We start from the raw sequence: 19,091 nt of genomic DNA, 5'->3' as shown, positions 1-19,091 counted from the left end.
AGGCTGCCCTTTTTTATGGCCGCTCGTGTCTCAACGCCCCAATCGCTCCAGCTTGGCGATACCCAGGTCCAGCACCTTCATGCCGTGCTGGCCGAAGTTGATCTGCGCGCGCGCATTGCCGCCGCCGCCTTCGATATTGACGATCACGCCTTCGCCGAACTTGGCGTGCGCCACCGATTCGCCGATGCGCCAGCCGCCGCCCGCGGCTTTTTGCGCGATCTTTTGCGCAATCGCATTGTCCGAACCCAGGCTGGCCACCTTGGGCGCCTCGTCCCAGGCCGACTTGCGGTTGCCGAACCAGTTCGCCTGCACCTTCGGCGACAGCCATTTCAAGGATTCTTCCGGCAATTCGTCGAAGAAGCGCGACTTCATGTTGTAGCGCGTCTGGCCATGCAGCATGCGCGTCTGCGAAAAACTCATGTACAGCCGCTTGCGCGCGCGCGTGATGGCCACATACATCAGCCGGCGTTCCTCTTCCACGCCGTTGTCTTCCTTCGAGCTGCTTTCGTGCGGGAACAGGCCCTCTTCCAGTCCGGTAATGAAGACGTTGTCGAATTCCAGGCCCTTGGCCGAGTGCACCGTCATCATCTGCAGCGCATCCTGCCCCGCCTGCGCCTGGTTGTCGCCCGCTTCCAGCGACGCGTGCGATAAAAACGCGGAGAGCGGCGACATCACGGCCGGCAGCGGCGCATCCGCATCGAGAATCTCGATGCCATCCTGGTTCACCACGGGTGCACCGGACTGTGCCTGGGCGCTTGGGCCCAGGTGGGCGGGCGCGCCCTGTCCGAAACCTTCCTCGGAAATGAACTGGCTGGCCGCGCTGACCATCTGCTCCAGGTTCTCGATGCGGTCGGCGCCTTCCTTTTCATTCTGGTAATGCTGCAGCAAGGTACTCGCTTCCAGCACCACGCGCACCATTTCCGGCAGCGACAATTGCTGCGTTTCAAAGCGCACGCCTTCGATCAGCTTGACGAAGCCGGCCAGCACGCTGCCCGCCTTGCCCGCCACATACGGCACGGCCGCGTACAGCGAAATGCCGTATTGCTCCGATGCGGCCTGCAATTGCTCGATCGAGCGCATGCCGATGCCCCGCGTGGGGAAATTGACCACGCGCAAGAAGGCGGAATCGTTGTGGGGATTGTCCATCAATTGCAAATAAGCAATCGCATGCTTGACCTCGGCCCGCTGGAAGTAGCGCTGGCCGCCATACACGTGGTACGGCATGCCGGCCGAAAACAGCGCATGTTCGATCACGCGCGACTGCGCGTTCGAGCGGTACAAGATGGCGATTTCGCTGCGCGAGGCACCATCGGCGATCAGGCTTTTCGCCTCTTCGATGATCCACTGCGCTTCCTGCAGGTCGGAACTGGCTTCATACACGCGCACCTGCTCGCCATGGCCCGCGTCCGTGCGCAGATTCTTGCCCAGGCGCTTGCTATTGTTCGCGATCAACACGTTGGCGCTATCGAGGATGTGGCCGTGCGAACGGTAGTTCTGCTCCAGCTTGATCAAGTTCTTCACCTGGAACTCGTGCTCGAAGGCGCTCATATTGCCCACGTTGGCGCCGCGGAACGCGTAGATGCTCTGGTCATCGTCGCCCACGGCAAACAGGGCGCCGCCATCGCGGCTGCCTTGGCCGGCCAGCAATTTCAACCAGTTGTATTGCAGGTTATTCGTATCCTGGAACTCGTCCACCAGGATATGGCGGAAGCGCGCCTGGTAATGCTCGCGCAAGGGCTGGTTGCGGCTCAGCAATTCGTACGTGCGCAGCAGCAGTTCGGCAAAATCCACGACGCCTTCGCGCTGACACTGGTCGTCGTACATCTGGTACAGCTCGACCATCTTGCGCTCGTGCGCGTCGTACGCTTCCACGTCCGTGGCGCGCAAACCCTGGTCCTTGGCATTGTTGATGAAATACATCACCGTCTTCGGCGGGAATTTTTCATCATCAATATTATTCGCCTTCAACAAGCGCTTGATCACCGACAACTGATCCTGGGAATCGAGGATCTGGAACGTCTGCGGCAAGGCCGCGTCGCGGTAGTGCGTGCGCAGCAAGCGGTTGCACAGGCCGTGGAAGGTGCCGATCCACATGCCGCGCGTATTGATCGGCAGCATGGCCGACAGGCGCGTGAGCATTTCCTTGGCGGCTTTGTTGGTAAACGTCACGGCCAGGATGCCGGGCGGCGATACCTGCTGGGTCTGGATCAGCCACGCGATGCGGGTGGTCAGCACGCGGGTCTTGCCCGAGCCGGCGCCCGCCAGGATCAGCGCATGCTGCGCCGGCAAGGTGACGGCAGCCAATTGTTCGGGATTGAGGTTGTGAAGAAGATTTTGCATGCCGTGATTATACCGGCATGGCTAAAAATACTGTGCATTTGTCCAGCGGTCGCGCCAGTGTCGCCGTGCGCGCTACAATCGGCGTCACGCCATTACTGCAGAAATCGCCTCCATGACACCTCCCAGCCACATCGACGGCGCCCGCGTACTGGCGTGGGCCTGGTCCGATCTGCCTTTCGGCCACGTGGCCGCGGAAGATGGCACGGCCCCGCTCGCCATCCACGGCCTGGCCCTGTGCCGGTACGAAGGCGAGGCGCGCGTCTACCGCTTCAGCTGCGACGCGCAGTGGAACAGCGTGCAGGATGCGCTCCACGACAGCGTAGACGAAGCCAAGGCACATTTGCCGGCGCAATACCGCGCCGTGGCCGCCGTGTGGAACACGCCATGAACTACACCATCCGCGCAGCCAGCGACGCCGACCTGCCCCTGCTGGCCCAGGTCGAGCGCAGCGCCGCCGCCCTGTTTGCCCAGGCCGGCCCCGACCTGGCATGGCTGGCGCAGGGAGAACCCTTGCCATTGAGCACCTTGCAAGCGCTGCAGCGGCAGGGCGGCGTATGGATCGCTGCCGCCGGGCATGCGGCGCCGGTGGGTTTCCTGGCCGCCGAAGCGCTCGACGGCCAGCTGTTTGTCGTGGAATTGTCCGTCGCCCTGCCCCAGCAACGGCAGGGGCTGGGCGCGCGCCTGCTCGATGCGGCGGCGGCCCACGGGCAGGCGCTGGGCTGCGCCTGCCTGACCCTGAGCACGTATCGCCACCTGCCGTGGAACGCGCCCTACTATGCGCGCCACGGTTTCAGCGAAATCGGCTCCGCGGCGCTGGGCGCGGGCCATGCACGCAAGCTGGCGCGCGAGGCGCAGGACGGGCACGATCCGGCGCAGCGCTGCCTGATGCGCAAGCTGCTGGGCTGAGCGCTTAGCGCACCAGCTTTGCCTTGCCTTCGCTCAACGATTGCGCGATCGCCTGCCGCGTGGTCTTGTCCGCCGCCTTGGCTGCTTTCTCTTGCTGGCGGCCAAGGTCGCTCATTTGCTTGCCCAGCGTTTCCATGGGCTTGCTGCGCTGTTCCATCTGGCGCGAAATCGCTTCGGTCTGCTGGGCCTCGCTCTCGTGTATGGCGGCGATACGTTCGTTGGCCTCTTCCATTTGTTCCTGGGCATCCTCCATCTGCTGTTGCAAGCGCTCCACGTCGCGCTCGGCCGTACGGCGTGCCGCATCGCTCGTTGCCAGCGCCTGGCGGCGCGACGCCTCGCCCAGCTTGCGGCCCAGTTCCTGCTGCTGGCGGCCCAGGAGACGCAGCTGTTCCGATTCGCGCGTACCGACCTTGCCCTGGCGCGCGCCCATCTTGCTGCCCAATTCGCCCATCGCCTTGCCATGCGCACTCATCTGCGTACCCAGGCCAGTCATCTGTTCGCCCAGTTGCTGGGATGGCTTCCAGGCTTCGTTGATGCGGGCCAGCAACACGGGATCTTGCACCACATAACTCTTGCCCTGGTCGCGGAACCACAGGAATTGTCCCTTGATGGACTGCTTCAATTGCTTGATCTGCTGGTTGTCGATATCGCTGCCGCTCATGGTGACGCTGTCCTTGCGGCCATCGACGAGGGCATAGCCGTCGCCGCTCTCCACGGAAATACTGATCTGCTTGCTGGGCGCGGCAGGCGGGGCCGGTGGCGCTGGCGGCTGGGGCGGCTGCACGGCCAGCGCGCTGCCGCCAAGCAGGATGCCGGCCAGGCTGAGGATCAAACGGTGGGAAGTGGACATGGCTGCCTCATGTGTATGGTTGGAGCGTCCACTCTAGCCAGGCGCGGCGGGCGGCTCCAGCGCCGTGCGACAGGCTGCACAAATGCAGGCCTGGACGGCAGGCTTGCGCGACGGGCGGCAAAGCACGGGCAAAAAAAACGGAGGCCGAAGCCTCCGCAAAAACGCCGTGGTACGGCGTATTTCAATCTGTACGGCAGATCAATACAGCACGACGGAACGGATCGACTCGCCGCTCTTCATCAAGTCGAAACCTTGATTGATATCATCGAGCTTCAAGCGGTGCGTGATCAAATCGTCGATATTGAGCTTGCCTTCCATATACCAGTCGACGATCTTCGGCACGTCCGTGCGTCCGCGCGCGCCGCCGAAAGCGGAACCCTTCCACACGCGCCCCGTCACCAGCTGGAACGGACGGGTGGAAATTTCCTGGCCGGCCGCGGCCACGCCGATGATGATGGACTGGCCCCAGCCCTTGTGGCAGCACTCGAGCGACTGGCGCATGGTGGTGGTATTGCCGATGCATTCGAAACTGTAGTCGGCGCCGCCGTCCGTCAGCTGCACGATGGTATCCACAACGTTTTCCACCTCGTTGGCGTTGACGAAGTGCGTCATGCCGAACTTGCGGGCAATTTCCTGGCGCGCGGGATTGATGTCCACGCCGATGATCTTGTCGGCGCCCACCATCCTGGCTGCCTGGATCACGTTCAGGCCGATGCCGCCCAGGCCGAACACGACCACGTTGGCGCCCGCTTCCACCTTGGCTGTGAACAACACGGCGCCCACGCCCGTCGTCACGCCGCAACCGATGTAGCACACCTTGTCGAACGGCGCGTCTTCGCGGATTTTCGCCAGCGCGATTTCCGGCACGACGATGTAGTTCGAGAACGTGGACGTGCCCATGTAGTGGAAGATGGGCTTGCCGTCGATGGAGAAACGCGACGTCGCGTCCGGCATCAGGCCGCGGCCCTGCGTGGAACGGATGGCCTGGCACAGGTTGGTCTTTTGCGACAGGCAGAACTTGCACTGGCGGCATTCGGGCGTGTACAGGGGGATGACGTGGTCATCCTTCTTCAGGCTTTTCACGCCCGGGCCCACGTCGACGACGATGCCGGCGCCTTCATGGCCCAGGATAGCCGGGAAGATGCCTTCCGGATCGGCGCCCGACAAGGTGTAGTAATCGGTGTGGCAGATGCCGGTGGCTTTGATCTCGACCAGTACCTCGCCCTCGCGCGGGCCGGCCAGGTCGACTTCTTCGATCGTCAGCGGGGCGCCCGCCTTCCATGCAATCGCTGCTTTGGTTTTCATGTGTGTCCTGTCAATAGTTGAACCAGGCGCGCGAACGCGCCGTATCCTCACATCATAACAAGCCAGGGCGAAAAACAGGCGCCTGGGGGATGCCTATCCGGCTTCCCTGCCTTACTTGCTTTTTGCCCGGTTAAGGAAGGCGCCGTGCAAGCCGTTCAGGGTTTCTTCGGCCAGCAGCAGCTGGCTGGCGATTTCATTGATCTTACGGCGGCTGGAGCGGGCATGGTCGCGCAGCACTTCGAAGGCCGTGTTGCGGTCCGTCTGGAATTTGCCCATCAGCAAGCCCACGGCCAGGCTCGTTTCGCGGCCGGCGGCCAATGCTGCGTTCAGGTTCAGCTCGGTGCGGCGCAGCTGGCGGATCTCGTCGGCGCGCGCCAGGCCCGCTTCGAACGCGGGCATCAAACGGCCTTCGTCAACGGGTTTCACCACGTAGCCGACGGCGCCGTAGGCGGCCGCCTGCTTGCCCGATTCGCTGTCGCCGCTGCCGGACAGGAACATGAACGGCACGGCCGTCTCGCCGTGCAGGCGCTTGGCCAGCTCCAGGCCGGACATGCCCGGCATGTGGATGTCGAGCAAGGCCAGGTCCGGCTCGCGCTGGGCGATCAGCTGCAGCGCCACTTCGGCCGAATTGGCCAGGGCCGTCTCGTAGCCGGCATGGCGCAGGACTTCGCCGAGGAACTCCAACAGGAGCTGGTCATCGTCAACGATCAGGATAAGGCGTTTCGCGGCGGCTGGCTGACTCATGGGTAAAGGGACCTCGGTAATGAATGATGCCCTTATTATATGCCGATTATTCTCGAAATCCGCCCCCTCACGCCTCCCCTGCCTGCGCAAACAGCAGATTGAATTGCTGCACCGCAATATCCGCAGCATCCGCCTGGTGTCCGTTGCCAAATACGCTGCTGATGGCCGCCACCATGTCGGCGCCGCGCGCCACCAGCGGCGCCGCGTTCTGCGGCGTCATGCCGCCGATCACCACGCACGGCAAGCGGATCTCGCGCTTGGCTTGCAGCACGATATCGAGGGGTGTCGTCACCGGGTATTTTTTGACCAGCGAGGGATAGAAGCCGCCGAAGGCCACATAGCTGGCGCCGCCCGCCTCGGCCGTCCGTGCCAGGGCCATGTCGCCATAGCACGAGGCGCCCACGAGCTTGTCCGCCCCCAGGCGCGCGCGCACCTGCGCAACGGACGCATCCGTGCCCCCCACGTGCACGCCATCCGCGTCCAGCTCTTCGCACAGCTCGAGAAAATCGTTGATGATGAAAGGCACGCCATATTTGCGGGCCAGCGCCAGCAAGGCACCCGCCTGCTCGCGCCGCTGGTCCGCCTCGGCGCTCTTGTGGCGGTATTGCAGCAGGGCCACGCCTCCCTGCAGGGCCTGCTCGCTCACGGCGAGCAGGCGGTCGGTGTCATCCCAGTTCGGGGTAACCAGATACAGTCCACGCATGATGTTTTCCTTATTCATACTATCGTTGCGGCATCAATTGACCTGGCGCAATCGCATACGCGCCGGCCAGGGCCGCATGGCAATAGCGTTGCGCCCGCTCCAGCGCATGCGCCAGCGGCTGGCCCAGCGCCAGGCGCCCCGCAATGGCGGACGCCAGAGTGCAGCCGCTGCCATGGAACTCTCCGGCCAGGCGCGGCCAGCGCCACGCGCGCTCCCCGCCTGCACCGTCAAACCAGCGGTTGATCACGTCCCCGCCGTCGCCATGGCCGCCCGTCACCAGCACGTGCTGGCAGCCTTGCGCGCGCAGGTTTTCCGCGCCGCCCAGGGCCTGCGCTTCCGGCCCGTTCGGCACGATCACGGTCGTGAGCGGCAGCAAGGGCGCCAGCGCCAGCACGGCATCGTCCCGGCTGAGCACATCGCCATGGCCGCTGGCCAGCACGGGATCGAGCACCACGGGCAAGCTGGGGCGGGCCAGCCGCAATTGCGCGATCAGTTGCGCGATGACGGCCGCATTCGCGGCGCTGCCGGGGATGCCGATTTTCACGGCATCGATGGCGATCCTGGCGATCAGCGCCTGCGCCTGGCGGCGCAGCAATTCCGGCGCTACAGGCTCGACAGCAAACACGCGGTCGTTGTCCTGCACCGTCAAGGCCGTGATCACGGGCAAGGCATGCGCGCCCTGCGCCGCTATGGCCGCGATATCGGCGGCCAGGCCGGCGCCGCCCGACGGGTCCAGGCCCGCAAACACGAGCACGGTGGGGCGCCGCCGCGCCATCACGCCAGCCGGCCCGCCATCGGCGACGACGGCGAGGCTGCGAATTTACGGGGCATGCGCCCCGCCAGGAACGCTTCGCGCCCGGCCCGCACGGCCAGCTTCATGGCGCGCGCCATGCGCACGGGGTCGCGCGCGCCCGCAATGGCCGTATTCATCAGCACGCCATCGCAGCCGAGCTCCATCGCAATAGCCGCGTCCGACGCCGTGCCCACGCCCGCATCGACGAGCACGGGCACTTTCGCCTGATCGATGATCAAGGACAAGTTCCACGGATTCAGGATGCCCATGCCCGAACCGATCAGGGACGCCAGCGGCATAACGGCCACGCAGCCGATGTCTTCCAGAATCTTCGCCTGGATGGGATCGTCGCTGCAATAGACCATCACATCAAAACCATCCTTGACCAGCGCCTCGGCCGCGACCAGGGTTTCCGGCATGTGCGGGAACAGGGTCTTTTCATCGCCCAGCACTTCCAGCTTCACCAGATTGCGCCCGCCCAAGAGTTCGCGCGCCAGTTGCAGGGTGTACACGGCATCTTTCGCGTTGTAGCAGCCGGCCGTGTTCGGCAAGATCGTGTACTGGTCCGGCGGCACGACATCGAGCAGGCTGGGCGCGTTTGGATCCTGTCCGATATTCACCCTGCGGATCGCCACCGTGATGATCTGCGCCTCGGCCGCGTCCGTCGCTTCGCGCGTCTGCGGCAAATCCTTGTACTTGCCGCTGCCCACCAGCAGGCGCGATTGATACTGTTTTCCCGCGATGCTCAGCAGGTCGTTGTTTATTGCGGTATTCATGTGCTTTTCCTTAAGTTTTTAGACGTCCAAAGAAAACCGTAGCGAGCGGCGATGATTTGCGGCGCGCAGTAGGTTTACTTGGACGTTTTCAACCGCCGCCGATGGCGCGGACGATTTCCACCTGGTCTTGAATTTCCAGGACCCGGTCCGGCCACGCCTTGCGCGGCACCACGTTGCGGTTGACGGCCAGCGCCAACGCCTGGTTTTCCAGCGACAGCGCGGCGATCAGCTGGTCGAGTGTCTGTCCCGGCGGCACCTGGTGCGGCGCGCCGTTAAGCGTGATATTGATCAATGCCGTCATCACGCCCTCCTTCAGACCTTGCGGTACAGCTCGGCGCCGTTCTTGATGAATTCGATGGCCTTGATTTCCATGCCCTGCTTGAGCGCCTTGTCCTCCGCGATACCCATGCCGGCCGCGTATTCGCGCACTTCCTGCGTGATCTTCATCGAGCAGAAATGGGGGCCGCACATGGAGCAGAAATGCGCTACCTTGGCCGAATCCTTGGGCAGGGTTTCATCGTGGAATTCGCGCGCCTTGTCCGGGTCCAGGCCGATGTTGAACTGGTCGTCCCAGCGGAATTCGAAACGCGCTTTCGACAAGGCGTTGTCGCGGATTTGCGCGCCCGGATGGCCCTTGGCCAGGTCGGCCGCGTGCGCCGCGATCTTGTACGTGATGATGCCGTCCTTCACGTCCGCCTTGTTGGGCAAGCCCAGGTGTTCCTTCGGCGTCACGTAGCACAGCATGGCCGTGCCATACCAGCCGATCATGGCCGCGCCGATGCCGGACGTGATGTGGTCGTAGCCGGGCGCGATGTCCGTCGTCAGCGGCCCCAGCGTATAGAACGGCGCTTCGCCGCACTGTTCCAGCTGCAAGTCCATGTTTTCCTTGATCAGCTGCATGGGCACGTGGCCCGGGCCTTCAATCATCACTTGCACGTCGTGCTTCCAGGCGATTTGCGTCAGTTCGCCCAGGGTCTTCAGCTCGCCCAGCTGCGCCTCGTCGTTGGCGTCGTAGATGGAGCCGGGGCGCAAGCCGTCGCCCAGCGAGAACGACACGTCATACGCCTTCATGATTTCGCAGATCTCTTCGAAATGCGTGTAGAGGAACGATTCCTGGTGGTGCGCCAGGCACCATTTGGCCATGATGGAGCCGCCGCGCGAAACGATGCCCGTCAGGCGCTTGGCCGTCATCGGCACGTAGCGCAGCAGCACGCCAGCGTGGATGGTGAAGTAATCGACGCCCTGCTCGGCCTGCTCGATCAGGGTGTCGCGGAAGATTTCCCAAGTTAAATCTTCGGCCTTGCCATTGACCTTTTCCAGCGCCTGGTAGATGGGCACGGTGCCGATGGGCACGGGGCTGTTGCGGATGATCCATTCGCGCGTTTCATGGATATGCTTGCCGGTAGACAAGTCCATCACATTGTCGCCGCCCCAGCGGATGGCCCAGGTCATCTTTTCCACTTCCTCGCCGATGGAAGACGTCACGGCCGAGTTGCCGATATTCGCGTTGATTTTCACCAGGAAATTGCGGCCGATAATCATCGGTTCGACTTCCGGGTGGTTGATGTTGGCGGGAATGATGGCGCGGCCGCGGGCGATTTCCTCGCGCACGAATTCCGGCGTGATCTCGGCCGGGATGCTGGCGCCGAAGGACTGGCCCGGGTGCTGGCGGCCCATCAGTTCGGCCAGGCGCTCGCCCATGGGGCCGGAAGCCTTGAGTTCGCGCAAATACTCCTGGCGGCGCATATTTTCGCGGATGGCGACGAATTCCATTTCCGGCGTGATGATGCCTTGGCGCGCGTAATGCATCTGCGTCACATTCTTGCCGGCAATGGCGCGGCGCGGCTTGCGGTGCAGATTAAAGCGCAGTTCGGCCAGCTTCGGGTCTGCCAGGCGGGCGATGCCGTAGTCGGACGTGGGGCCGGCCAGTTCTTCCGTATCGGCACGCTCGGCTATCCATGGCAGGCGCGGCGTATCGAGGCCCGAGCGGATGTCGATCTGCACGTCCGGGTCCGTGTACGGGCCGGACGTGTCGTAGACGTAGATCGGGGGATTCTTTTCGCCGCCGAACGACGCTTCCGTGTCGGACTGGCTGATCTCGCGCATGGGCACGCGGATGTCGGGACGGCTACCTTGCACGTAGATCTTGCGCGAATTGGGCAGCGGCGCGATGGCGGCTTCGTCGACCGTGGCGGTGGCGGAGAGGAATTTCGGATTGGCGTTCATTTTGGCTCCTTGGCTAGACTATTTTTAAGCCTGGAGCCAGCTAAGGAGGTTCGGAATTGCGCACGCGGAAAAGCGGGGTGCGGTCATCCTAAAGCTTCCCTTCGCTGGCATTATCCAGATCAGGTTCGGAGGGTATTTCTCACCCGCGCTTACACTGTGTTTCCACAGCGAAAGGCAGGACCCCTAGCGTTTGCCGCCTTGCGGCAGCGAGCCAATTATACGCGGTTCACGCCGCGTGGCCAGATGATTTCTTGCAGGTGTCGCCTTTGCGCATCTGCTGCAATGCAACAGATGCCATCGCGTTTATTTCTTCTTGCCCCAGCGCCAGCTGGTCGGTTCGCCCTTCAGCTGGCAGATGAAAATGAGCACGGCAACGATGGCCACTTCATAGACGATGTAGCCTACCAGCATGGTTTGCGGGGGAAACAGGAAGGCGCCGCAGGCGAACAGCGCCAGCGCGGCCAGGAACACCAGCCAGCCCTGCCAGGTGATGGGCAAGCCCCAGCCCCAGCCATAGGTCTTGGCGGGGAACCAGTACTGCGGCGGTGCTGCGGACGGCGATTTGTCGGACATGATCGATCTTTCATCAAGGGCCGGCGCAAGGACAGCCCCGGCAAGACGTCCAGTATAAATGACTAGAATGCGTGGCGCAGGCCGATGTTGAAGGCGCGGTTGCCCGTGCCCACTTCCGTGGCGTTGCCCACCATGTAGGCGGCATCGTTGCGGTTGCGGATATGCGCGTAGGCAACATACACCTTGCTGCGCTTGGACAAGGCATACGTGGCGCCGACGGCCAGCTGCTGCGCGTCGCGGTTGGCCGCATCGCGGTCGTCCTTGTGGATGAAGGAAGCCAGCAGGGTCGTCGCGCCCAGCGGCACGGACACGCCGACGATGGCGTCGCGGCTGTCCGTGGACTGGGCCGGCGCCTGCGCCGCGCCATACGGATTTTCCGCAAAGAACATGCTGCTGCCGTCGCCCGTGTTGCGGCCATAGCCGGCAAAGGCCGTGGCCACGCCGAAGTTGTAGTTACCGGCCAGGATGGTGTTGTTGACGTCGGCCTTGCCGACATCGCCGCCACGGCTCTGGCGCGCCAGGCGCAGGGTCAACGGACCGTTGACGTAGCCCAGGGCCAGGCCCAGCGAGCGTTGATCTGCCGCAATTCCCGTGTGTTCGCCAAAGCCGTACATCACGGTGGCCGTGACGCCGCGCAGCTCGGGCGACGTGTAGCGCACGGTATTGTCGATGCGCGTGGCCGAATAGCCGGCCAGGTTGGTCGAGGCGCCCGCCATGCCGCCCTCGAAGGGGTCGGCCACGTCCGTCAGCGCCTGGCTTTGCAGGTTGTACTGGCGGCCCAAGGTCAGCATGCCCAGCGGGCTGTTGAGGCCGACGAAGGCCTGGCGGCCGAACAACTGGCCCGCCTGGTCCGAGCGGCCCGTATCGCCCTGCACGCCCGCTTCCAGGGTGAACACGGCTTGCCAGCCATCGCCCAGCGACTCCGTGCCGCGCAAGCCCAGGCGCGAGCCGGCCGATACGCCACTGGTGAGCTTGCTGATGCCGCGTTCCTGTACCAGGGCCGCGTCCATCAAACCATACATATCGACGGACGACTGGGCGTGGACGGCGGGCAAGGCGCCCAGGGTGGCGAATGCGAGACAGATTTTTTTCATGATGGTTTTCCTTATGCAGGCAAAACCGGGAAAGCGCGCGGCCATGGCATAGCCACAGGCGGCAGGGCGCGCTGTAGTTACATGCCGTATCGAAAGACGACTGGCCAGATAACAACATTCCTGGCTAAGCTGTGGCGGCGCGGCCGGTGAGCGATGGCGCGCGCGAGTCCGCCGTGAATGGTGCACCGCTGGCGGTGCGCGTGGCTCAGGCGCCCGGCCCGCAGGGGACGCACTGAATTGGCTGGCATCGCAGATGCGCTGGCCGGGTGGCGCAGACGGGAGTTGGATAAAACTGCGTCCGCTGGCGCCGTCCGCAAAGTTGAGGCAGGAGGCGCCGAGGCCGACATTATAACATCGTCAGCGCTTTTACCCCCGTTCCGTTGCCGCCAAACGGGCCGCAAAGCCGCGAAAACACTGAAAAAGGCCTGTTGCCGCAGTGCAGGCGATGCCGCGTCATCTATAATGGTTCCTTTTGCCAATCACACGCCAAATCATGGAATTAGCCAAGTCTTTCGAGCCCGCCGACATTGAACAATTCTGGCGCACCGAGTGGGAACAGCGCGGTTACTTTACCGCCACCCTCGATGCGGGGAAACCTTCCTTCAGCATCCAGTTGCCGCCGCCGAACGTCACCGGCACCCTGCACATGGGCCATGCGTTCAACCAGACCATCATGGATGGCCTGACCCGCTACCACCGCATGCTGGGCCACAACACGGCCTGGATTCCCGGCACCGACCACGCGGGCATCGCCACGCAGATCGTCGTGCAACGCCAGCTGGACGCGCAAAAGATTTCGCGCCATGACCTGGGCCGCGAGAAATTCGTGGAAAAAGTGTGGGAATGGAAAGAAAAATCCGGTTCCATCATCACCGGCCAGATGCGCCGCCTGGGCGCCTCGGCCGACTGGCAGCGCGAATACTTCACCATGGACGAGCCGCGCTCGAAAGTCGTCACCGACGTCTTCGTGCGCCTGTTCGAGCAAGGCTTGATCTACCGCGGCAAGCGCCTCGTCAACTGGGACCCCGTGCTGGGCACGGCTGTGTCCGACCTGGAAGTGGTGTCCGAGGAAGAAGACGGTTCCATGTGGTACATCAAGTACCCGCTGGCCGACGGCAGCGGTTTCCTGACGGTGGCCACCACCCGTCCTGAAACCATGCTGGGCGACGTGGCCGTGGCCGTCGATCCGACGGACGAGCGCTACCTGCCGCTGGTGGGCAAGATGCTGAAACTGCCGCTGACGGACCGCGAAATCCCCATCATCGCCGACGAATACGTCGACAAGGAATTCGGCACGGGCTGCGTCAAGATTACCCCAGCGCACGACATGAACGATTACGCCGTGGGCCAGCGCCACAAACTGGCGCAGATCGTCATCCTGACCCTGGACGCGAAGATCACGGACGATGCGCCGGAAGCCTACCGCGGCATGGACCGCTTCGCCGCGCGCAAGCAGATCGTGGCCGACCTGGACGCGCAAGGCTTGCTCGAGCAAGTCAAGCCCCACAAACTGATGGTGCCGCGTGGCGACCGCACGGGCGTCGTCATCGAGCCGATGCTGACGGACCAATGGTTTGTCGCCATGAGCAAGCCGGCCCCGGAAGGCACTTTCTTCCCGGGCAAGTCGATCGCCGAGACGGCGCTGGATAAAGTGGCCAGCGGCGAAATCAAGTTCGTGCCGGAAAACTGGAGCACCACCTACAACCAGTGGCTCAACAACATCCAGGACTGGTGCATCTCTCGCCAGCTGTGGTGGGGCCATCAGATTCCCGCCTGGTACGACGACAAGGGCAATATCTTTGTTGCCAAGACTCAAGCCGAAGCGGAAGCGAAAGCCCTGGCTGCCGGCAGCACGGGTCCGCTGAAGCGCGACGACGACGTGCTCGACACGTGGTTCTCGTCGGCGCTGGTGCCGTTCTCGACCATGGGTTGGCCTGAAGAAACGCCGGACATGAAGGCCTTCCTGCCTTCGTCCGTGCTGGTGACCGGTTTCGACATCATCTTCTTCTGGGTCGCGCGCATGGTCATGATGACGGCGCACTTCACGGGCAAGGTGCCGTTTGAAACCGTCTACGTGCACGGCCTCGTGCGCGATTCGACGGGACAGAAGATGTCCAAGTCCAAGGGCAACACCCTGGACCCGATCGACCTGATCGACGGCATCGACCTGGAAGGCTTGATCGTCAAGCGCACGACGGGCCTGATGAACCCGCGCGACGCGGAAAAGATCACCAAGGCGACGCGCAAGGAATTCCCGGAAGGCATTTCCGCCTACGGCACGGACGCCGTGCGCTTCACCATGGCCAGCTATGCGTCGCTGGGCCGCAACATCAATTTCGACCTGGGCCGCTGCGAAGGCTACCGCAACTTCTGCAACAAGATGTGGAACGCCACCCGTTTCGTCATGATGAATACGGAAGGCAAGGATTGCACGCCAAACGACGCCGACCTGTCGCAAGCGGACAAGTGGATCATTTCCTTGTTGCAAAAAGCGGAACTGGACGTGGCCAAGGGCTTTGAAGACTTCCGTTTCGACAATATCGCCGCCACCATCTACAAATTCGTGTGGGACGAGTATTGCGACTGGTACCTGGAAGTAGCCAAGGTGCAAGTGCAACAGGGCACGGAAGGCCAGCAGCGCGCCACCCGCCACACCCTGCTGCGCGTGCTGGAAGTGGTGCTGCGCCTGGCCCATCCGGTCATCCCCTTCGTCACGGAAGCCCTGTGGCAGACGGTGGCGCCATTGGCCGGCAAGACACTCAAGGCCGAGGGTGATTCGATCATGATGCAGCCGTATCCGATCGCCAACACCGACAAGATCGACGAGTCGGCCGAAGCCTGGATGCAGCAGCTGAAAGCCTTGACGGACGCCACGCGCAACCTGCGCGGCGAAATGCAGATCTCGCCATCCGTGCGCGTGCCGCTGATCGTCGAAGCGGGCAATGCCAGCGAGAAAGAAGCGCTGGCCTCGTACGCACCGTACATCCAGTCGCTGGGCAAGCTGGCCGACGTGCAGATCGTCGATGCGCTGCCGGACTCGCCAGCGGCCGTCGCCATCGTCGGCACCACCAAGCTGATGCTGAAAGTGGAAATCGACGTGGCTGCCGAACGCGAGCGCCTGGGCAAGGAAATCGCCCGCATCGAAGCGGAAATTGCCAAGGTCAACAGCAAGTTGGGCAATGAAAGTTTCGTCGCGCGCGCCCCGGCCGCCATCGTTGCGCAAGAAAACGAGCGCTTGCTCAGTTTTTCGGCGACAATTGAAAAACTGCGCGAACAGTTTGCTAAACTAGCCAGCGCATAAGGCAAGTTTGGAAGAATTGCGCGGCGTCATCCGTGACGCCGCGCAGCACTGCTGGTCTTGCCTTGGTACCTGGTATATACACTGTTCGTGCCCAGATCAAAAAAACCATTGGAGACTAGCGATGCATACAATATTCAAAGCAAGCGTATTGGTGGCCGCCCTGGCCATCGCCGGCAGCGCCGCCGCGCGCGACGGCAACTACACCCCTGTCGGCACGTGGAAAACCATCGACGACGCCAGCGGCAAACCGAAATCCCTCGTCGTCATCACGGAAAACAACGGCGTCTTGCAAGGCAAGATCGAAAAGCTGTTCCGCGGCCCGACTGAAGACCAGAACCCCAAGTGCGACAAGTGCACGGGCGCCAACAAGGACCAGCCCATCATCGGCCTGGTGATCCTGTCCGGCCTGAAATATGACGGCAAGGAATGGACGGGCGGCGAAATCACGGACCCGGCCAGCGGCAAGGTCTACAAGAGCAAGGCCGAACTGATCGAAGGCGGCACCAAGCTGCAAGTGCGCGGCTATGTGGGCGTGCCGATGTTCGGCCGTTCGCAGACGTGGGTACGCGAAGAATAAGTTATCCCCAGCAAGGAGAAGCCGGCAAGCAGCCGGCTTTTTTTACGCCCGGCCTGGCGCCGGCTTGCGGTGATGCTTGCTCAAATGCCGGTCCAGGCTGTTGGCAAACTGTTGCCGGTCCGACTGGCTGAAGGCGGCCGGGCCGCCCGTGTCCACGCCGCCGCTGCGCAATTCTTCCAGGAAGGCGCGCATCGTCAGTTGCTGGGCGATATTGTCCTGCGTATAGAACTCGCCGCGCGGGTTCAGGGCAAAGCCGCCCTTCTTCAACACGTCGGAAGCCAGCGGGATGTCGCCCGTGATGACCAGGTCGCCCGGCTTGAGCAGGCGCACGATTTCCTGGTCCGCCACGTCGGCGCCGGACGGCACTTGCACGGTACGGATGAAACGCGAGGGCGGCACGCGCAAGCCCTGGTTGGCCACCAGGGTGAGCGGCAGCTCCAGGCGGTCGGCCACGCGGTACAGGATTTCCTTGATGACGACGGGACAGGCATCGGCGTCGATCCAGATCTGCATGCCCTGGATAGCCTGTTGGCAGCCGTCCGCCATCACAATTCCCACGCTTCGCCGCTGGGGCCCATGCGCGGCGCGCTGACGCCGAAGTGCAGATACGCGGCCGGCGTGGCGACCCTGCCGCGCGGCGTGCGCTGCAGGAAGCCTTGCTGGATCAGATACGGTTCCAGCACGTCTTCGATGGTATCGGCCGCTTCGCCGATGGCCGCCGCCAGGTTGCCGATACCGACGGGGCCGCCGCCGAACTTGAACAGCACGGCTTCGAGCAGCTTGCGGTCCATCACGTCGAAGCCCACGGAATCGACGTCGAGCATGGCCAGCGCGCGGTCGGCCACCACCTTGGTGATCTCGCCATTGCTTTTGACTTCCGCGAAGTCGCGCACGCGGCGCAGCAGGCGGTTGGCGATGCGTGGCGTGCCGCGCGCGCGCTGGGCGATCTCGTGCGCGCCTTCCGGGTCGATCGGCGCTTTCAGCAAGGCGGCGCTGCGCGTGACGATCTTCGTCAGCTCGCCCGTGTTGTAGAACTCCAGGCGGGCCACGATGCCGAAGCGGTCGCGCAGCGGATTGGTCAGCATGCCGGCGCGCGTGGTGGCGCCCACCAATGTAAACGGCTGCAGGTCGAGTTTCACGGAACGGGCGGCCGGGCCTTCGCCGATCATGATATCGATTTGATAATCCTCAAGCGCCGGATACAGGATCTCTTCGACGACGGGCGACAGGCGGTGGATTTCATCGATGAACAGGACATCGTTCGCTTCCAGGTTCGTCAGGATCGCCGCCAGGTCGCCCGGGCGTTCCAGCACGGGACCGGAGGTCTGGCGCAAATTGACGCCCATTTCGCGCGCGATGATGTGCGCCAGAGTCGTCTTGCCCAGGCCCGGCGGGCCGAACAGCAAGGTGTGGTCGAGCGCTTCCTTGCGCTGGCGCGCGGCCGTGATGAAAATCTCCAGCTGGTCGCGGATCTTTTCCTGGCCCACATACTCGTCGAGCTGCTTGGGGCGCAGGGCCCGTTCGATCGCCTCTTCGTTGTGCGAGATGGGCGCCGCGTCGATGATGCGCTGTTCCGTGAAGCTGTCGGTCTGGATGCTCATGCCTTATCAGCCTTTCGACAGCGCTTTCAGCGCCAGTTTGATGCCATCGGACACGCCGCTGCCGGCCGGCACGTTCTTCACGGCCGCCAGCGCCTCCTTGTCCGAATAGCCGAGCGCCACCAGCGCGTTGAGGATGTCCGATTGCGCATCGGGCGCCGCGTGCGCGCCGCCGGCACCGATATCGGCGCCCAGCTTGCCCTTCAATTCCAGCAGCAGGCGTTCCGCCGTCTTCTTGCCGATGCCCGGTACTTTCACCAGGCGGCCCGAATCCTGCAGGGTGATCGCTTGCGCCAGGTCGGCAATCGTCATGCCCGAGAGAAGCGACAGCGCCATGCGCGCGCCCACGCCCGTGATCTTGATCAATTGGCGGAACACGGCCCGCTCGGCCGCATTGCCGAAACCGAACAGCAGATGCGCATCTTCGCGGATGGCCTGGTGCGTGAACAGCACGACTTTTTCGCCCACGTGAGGCAGGTTGTAAAAGGTGCTCATCGGCACGTCGACTTCATAGCCGACGCCCTGGCAATCGACCAGCAATTGTGGCGGATTCTTTTCAAGCAAAATACCGGAGAGACGGCCTATCATCGCGTGTTCCTAATGAAATTAAATTGTAAACAAAAGCTTCTGGCGTGTTGCGGCTGTCAGGCCATGTTCAGGGCAAGGCGCACTGCCGAAGACAGTACGAATAGTACGGCAAGGCAGTGCAACGACGCCATGGACGTGGCATGGCAGTCGCAACTATCCGACCAGGCGGCCGCGCTTCATACGCAAACCCTGCAGCTGGGGCGCCAGCGCGCCGAGCATGGCCAGCGCATCGACGCTGTTGGCATGGCAAATGGCCACGCCCAGGGCATCGGCCGCATCCGTGCCGGGCAAGCCGGGCAAGGACAGCAGGCGCGACACCATTTCCTGCACCTGTTCCTTGGCCGCCTTGCCATGGCCCGTGACGGCCTGTTTCACCTGCAGCGCCGTGTACTCGGCCACCGAGAGGTCGGAATTGACCAGCGCGCAAATGGCAGCGCCACGCGCCTGGCCCAGCAGCAGGGTCGATTGGGGGTTGACGTTGACAAACACTTTTTCGATGGCTGCGCAGTCGGGCCGGTAGGTGCCCACGATCTCGCTCACGCCCTGCAGGATGATCTTCAGGCGCGGCGGCAATTCCCCTTCGGAACCCGTCTTGACGGTACCCGACGCGATATAGCGCAGCTTGTTGCCGTGTTTTTCAATGACCCCAAAGCCGGTCGTGCGCAGGCCAGGATCGATGCCAAGAATAATCATCGCCAGATTCTATAATGAATACGG

Annotated in this window: 19 protein-coding genes and 1 riboswitch; of the genes, 4 read left to right on the top strand and 15 right to left on the bottom strand. The window is 63.2% G+C overall.

Annotated features, from left to right (window positions below; all coding sequences use genetic code 11):
- Positions 1–30: 30 nt before the first annotated feature.
- Entirely contained in the window at positions 31–2,340 is a 2,310-nt protein-coding gene (locus tag GCN74_RS08270; protein WP_152256213.1) for a UvrD-helicase domain-containing protein, read from the bottom strand.
- 112 nt (positions 2,341–2,452) lie between these two features.
- Between GCN74_RS08270 and GCN74_RS08265 the strand changes: the two genes are divergently transcribed.
- Both GCN74_RS08265 and GCN74_RS08260 read left to right on the top strand, forming a co-directional pair.
- Complete coding sequence (locus tag GCN74_RS08265) at positions 2,453–2,728, top strand: hypothetical protein (RefSeq protein WP_152256212.1); 276 nt, start codon at positions 2,453–2,455, stop codon at positions 2,726–2,728.
- Positions 2,725–3,246, top strand: a complete 522-nt coding sequence (locus GCN74_RS08260) for a GNAT family N-acetyltransferase (RefSeq protein WP_152256211.1) — start codon at positions 2,725–2,727, stop codon at positions 3,244–3,246. Before GCN74_RS08265 ends, GCN74_RS08260 begins: the two co-directional genes overlap by 4 nt.
- A 4-nt stretch (positions 3,247–3,250) precedes the next feature.
- On the opposite strand, the gene GCN74_RS08255 is transcribed toward GCN74_RS08260, so the two are convergent.
- From GCN74_RS08255 to GCN74_RS08210, 10 genes are all read right to left on the bottom strand, one after another.
- Positions 3,251–4,096, bottom strand: coding sequence for a hypothetical protein (locus GCN74_RS08255; protein ID WP_152256210.1), 846 nt, complete (start codon positions 4,094–4,096; stop codon positions 3,251–3,253).
- 198 nt (positions 4,097–4,294) lie between these two features.
- The gene (locus GCN74_RS08250; protein ID WP_152256209.1) at positions 4,295–5,401 is read right to left on the bottom strand and encodes an S-(hydroxymethyl)glutathione dehydrogenase/class III alcohol dehydrogenase; all 1,107 of its coding nucleotides are present in this window, start codon (positions 5,399–5,401) and stop codon (positions 4,295–4,297) included.
- Positions 5,402–5,512: 111 nt separating this feature from the next.
- Positions 5,513–6,145: an ANTAR domain-containing response regulator gene (locus tag GCN74_RS08245; RefSeq protein WP_152256208.1), complete on the bottom strand. Its 633-nt coding sequence runs from the start codon at positions 6,143–6,145 to the stop codon at positions 5,513–5,515.
- A gap of 67 nt (positions 6,146–6,212) precedes the next feature.
- Positions 6,213–6,848: a thiamine phosphate synthase gene (gene thiE / locus GCN74_RS08240; RefSeq protein ID WP_152256207.1), complete on the bottom strand. Its 636-nt coding sequence runs from the start codon at positions 6,846–6,848 to the stop codon at positions 6,213–6,215.
- Between the two features lie 19 nt (positions 6,849–6,867).
- Positions 6,868–7,623, bottom strand: coding sequence for a hydroxymethylpyrimidine/phosphomethylpyrimidine kinase (locus GCN74_RS08235; protein WP_152256206.1), 756 nt, complete (start codon positions 7,621–7,623; stop codon positions 6,868–6,870).
- Positions 7,623–8,417 (bottom strand): thiazole synthase, encoded by a 795-nt coding sequence (locus GCN74_RS08230; RefSeq protein WP_152256205.1) that lies wholly within the window; start codon positions 8,415–8,417, stop codon positions 7,623–7,625. Before GCN74_RS08230 ends, GCN74_RS08235 begins: the two co-directional genes overlap by 1 nt.
- Positions 8,418–8,505: 88 nt before the next feature.
- Positions 8,506–8,709, bottom strand: a complete 204-nt coding sequence (gene thiS / locus GCN74_RS08225) for a sulfur carrier protein ThiS (RefSeq protein WP_152256255.1) — start codon at positions 8,707–8,709, stop codon at positions 8,506–8,508.
- A 20-nt stretch (positions 8,710–8,729) separates the two neighbouring features.
- Positions 8,730–10,643, bottom strand: coding sequence for a phosphomethylpyrimidine synthase ThiC (gene thiC, locus GCN74_RS08220; protein WP_152256204.1), 1,914 nt, complete (start codon positions 10,641–10,643; stop codon positions 8,730–8,732).
- A 79-nt stretch (positions 10,644–10,722) separates the two neighbouring features.
- Positions 10,723–10,838: riboswitch (TPP riboswitch) on the bottom strand.
- 108 nt (positions 10,839–10,946) lie between these two features.
- Positions 10,947–11,216, bottom strand: coding sequence for a hypothetical protein (locus GCN74_RS08215; protein ID WP_152256203.1), 270 nt, complete (start codon positions 11,214–11,216; stop codon positions 10,947–10,949).
- Positions 11,217–11,278: 62 nt separating this feature from the next.
- Positions 11,279–12,310 (bottom strand): porin, encoded by a 1,032-nt coding sequence (locus GCN74_RS08210; RefSeq protein WP_152256202.1) that lies wholly within the window; start codon positions 12,308–12,310, stop codon positions 11,279–11,281.
- 493 nt (positions 12,311–12,803) lie between these two features.
- On the opposite strand from GCN74_RS08210, the gene GCN74_RS08205 reads away from it, so the two are divergent.
- Both GCN74_RS08205 and GCN74_RS08200 read left to right on the top strand, forming a co-directional pair.
- Complete coding sequence (locus tag GCN74_RS08205) at positions 12,804–15,611, top strand: valine--tRNA ligase (protein WP_152256201.1); 2,808 nt, start codon at positions 12,804–12,806, stop codon at positions 15,609–15,611.
- A gap of 121 nt (positions 15,612–15,732) precedes the next feature.
- Entirely contained in the window at positions 15,733–16,188 is a 456-nt protein-coding gene (locus tag GCN74_RS08200) for a DUF2147 domain-containing protein (RefSeq protein WP_152256200.1), read from the top strand.
- Positions 16,189–16,230: 42 nt separating this feature from the next.
- Here GCN74_RS08200 and GCN74_RS08195 read toward each other — a convergent pair whose 3' ends face one another.
- The 4 genes from GCN74_RS08195 to ruvC all read right to left on the bottom strand — a co-directional run bounded on the left by GCN74_RS08195 (position 16,231) and on the right by ruvC (position 19,067).
- Positions 16,231–16,701, bottom strand: a complete 471-nt coding sequence (locus GCN74_RS08195; protein ID WP_152256254.1) for a YaiI/YqxD family protein — start codon at positions 16,699–16,701, stop codon at positions 16,231–16,233.
- Between the two features lie 32 nt (positions 16,702–16,733).
- Entirely contained in the window at positions 16,734–17,789 is a 1,056-nt protein-coding gene (gene ruvB, locus GCN74_RS08190; RefSeq protein WP_071325394.1) for a Holliday junction branch migration DNA helicase RuvB, read from the bottom strand.
- 6 nt (positions 17,790–17,795) lie between these two features.
- On the bottom strand, positions 17,796–18,374 hold the full coding sequence (gene ruvA / locus GCN74_RS08185; protein ID WP_152256199.1) for a Holliday junction branch migration protein RuvA: 579 nt from the start codon (positions 18,372–18,374) through the stop codon (positions 17,796–17,798).
- A gap of 153 nt (positions 18,375–18,527) precedes the next feature.
- Positions 18,528–19,067, bottom strand: coding sequence for a crossover junction endodeoxyribonuclease RuvC (gene ruvC, locus GCN74_RS08180; protein ID WP_152256198.1), 540 nt, complete (start codon positions 19,065–19,067; stop codon positions 18,528–18,530).
- Positions 19,068–19,091: the final 24 nt, after the last annotated feature.

It is taken from the genome of Janthinobacterium sp. FT14W, from assembly GCF_009208755.1.
In the GTDB taxonomy this organism is placed as follows: domain Bacteria; phylum Pseudomonadota; class Gammaproteobacteria; order Burkholderiales; family Burkholderiaceae_D; genus Janthinobacterium; species Janthinobacterium violaceinigrum.
The sequence above is the reverse complement of the archived record's forward strand: the minus strand, read 5'-3'. Positions and strand labels throughout refer to the sequence as shown.

What these genes read in the sequence shown, in the direction of transcription:
- GCN74_RS08270 (WP_152256213.1), bottom strand. Translation starts at nt 2,340, where the DNA reads ATGCAAAATCTTCTTCACAACCTCAATCCCGAACAATTGGCTGCCGTC.
- thiE (WP_152256207.1), bottom strand. Translation starts at nt 6,848, where the DNA reads ATGCGTGGACTGTATCTGGTTACCCCGAACTGGGATGACACCGACCGC.
- ruvC (WP_152256198.1), bottom strand. Translation starts at nt 19,067, where the DNA reads ATGATTATTCTTGGCATCGATCCTGGCCTGCGCACGACCGGCTTTGGG.
- GCN74_RS08215 (WP_152256203.1), bottom strand. Translation starts at nt 11,216, where the DNA reads ATGTCCGACAAATCGCCGTCCGCAGCACCGCCGCAGTACTGGTTCCCC.
- GCN74_RS08210 (WP_152256202.1), bottom strand. Translation starts at nt 12,310, where the DNA reads ATGAAAAAAATCTGTCTCGCATTCGCCACCCTGGGCGCCTTGCCCGCC.
- GCN74_RS08200 (WP_152256200.1), top strand. Translation starts at nt 15,733, where the DNA reads ATGCATACAATATTCAAAGCAAGCGTATTGGTGGCCGCCCTGGCCATC.
- thiC (WP_152256204.1), bottom strand. Translation starts at nt 10,643, where the DNA reads ATGAACGCCAATCCGAAATTCCTCTCCGCCACCGCCACGGTCGACGAA.
- GCN74_RS08265 (WP_152256212.1), top strand. Translation starts at nt 2,453, where the DNA reads ATGACACCTCCCAGCCACATCGACGGCGCCCGCGTACTGGCGTGGGCC.
- GCN74_RS08205 (WP_152256201.1), top strand. Translation starts at nt 12,804, where the DNA reads ATGGAATTAGCCAAGTCTTTCGAGCCCGCCGACATTGAACAATTCTGG.
- GCN74_RS08250 (WP_152256209.1), bottom strand. Translation starts at nt 5,401, where the DNA reads ATGAAAACCAAAGCAGCGATTGCATGGAAGGCGGGCGCCCCGCTGACG.
- GCN74_RS08255 (WP_152256210.1), bottom strand. Translation starts at nt 4,096, where the DNA reads ATGTCCACTTCCCACCGTTTGATCCTCAGCCTGGCCGGCATCCTGCTT.
- GCN74_RS08230 (WP_152256205.1), bottom strand. Translation starts at nt 8,417, where the DNA reads ATGAATACCGCAATAAACAACGACCTGCTGAGCATCGCGGGAAAACAG.
- GCN74_RS08260 (WP_152256211.1), top strand. Translation starts at nt 2,725, where the DNA reads ATGAACTACACCATCCGCGCAGCCAGCGACGCCGACCTGCCCCTGCTG.
- ruvA (WP_152256199.1), bottom strand. Translation starts at nt 18,374, where the DNA reads ATGATAGGCCGTCTCTCCGGTATTTTGCTTGAAAAGAATCCGCCACAA.
- GCN74_RS08195 (WP_152256254.1), bottom strand. Translation starts at nt 16,701, where the DNA reads ATGCAGATCTGGATCGACGCCGATGCCTGTCCCGTCGTCATCAAGGAA.
- GCN74_RS08245 (WP_152256208.1), bottom strand. Translation starts at nt 6,145, where the DNA reads ATGAGTCAGCCAGCCGCCGCGAAACGCCTTATCCTGATCGTTGACGAT.
- GCN74_RS08235 (WP_152256206.1), bottom strand. Translation starts at nt 7,623, where the DNA reads ATGGCGCGGCGGCGCCCCACCGTGCTCGTGTTTGCGGGCCTGGACCCG.
- ruvB (WP_071325394.1), bottom strand. Translation starts at nt 17,789, where the DNA reads ATGAGCATCCAGACCGACAGCTTCACGGAACAGCGCATCATCGACGCG.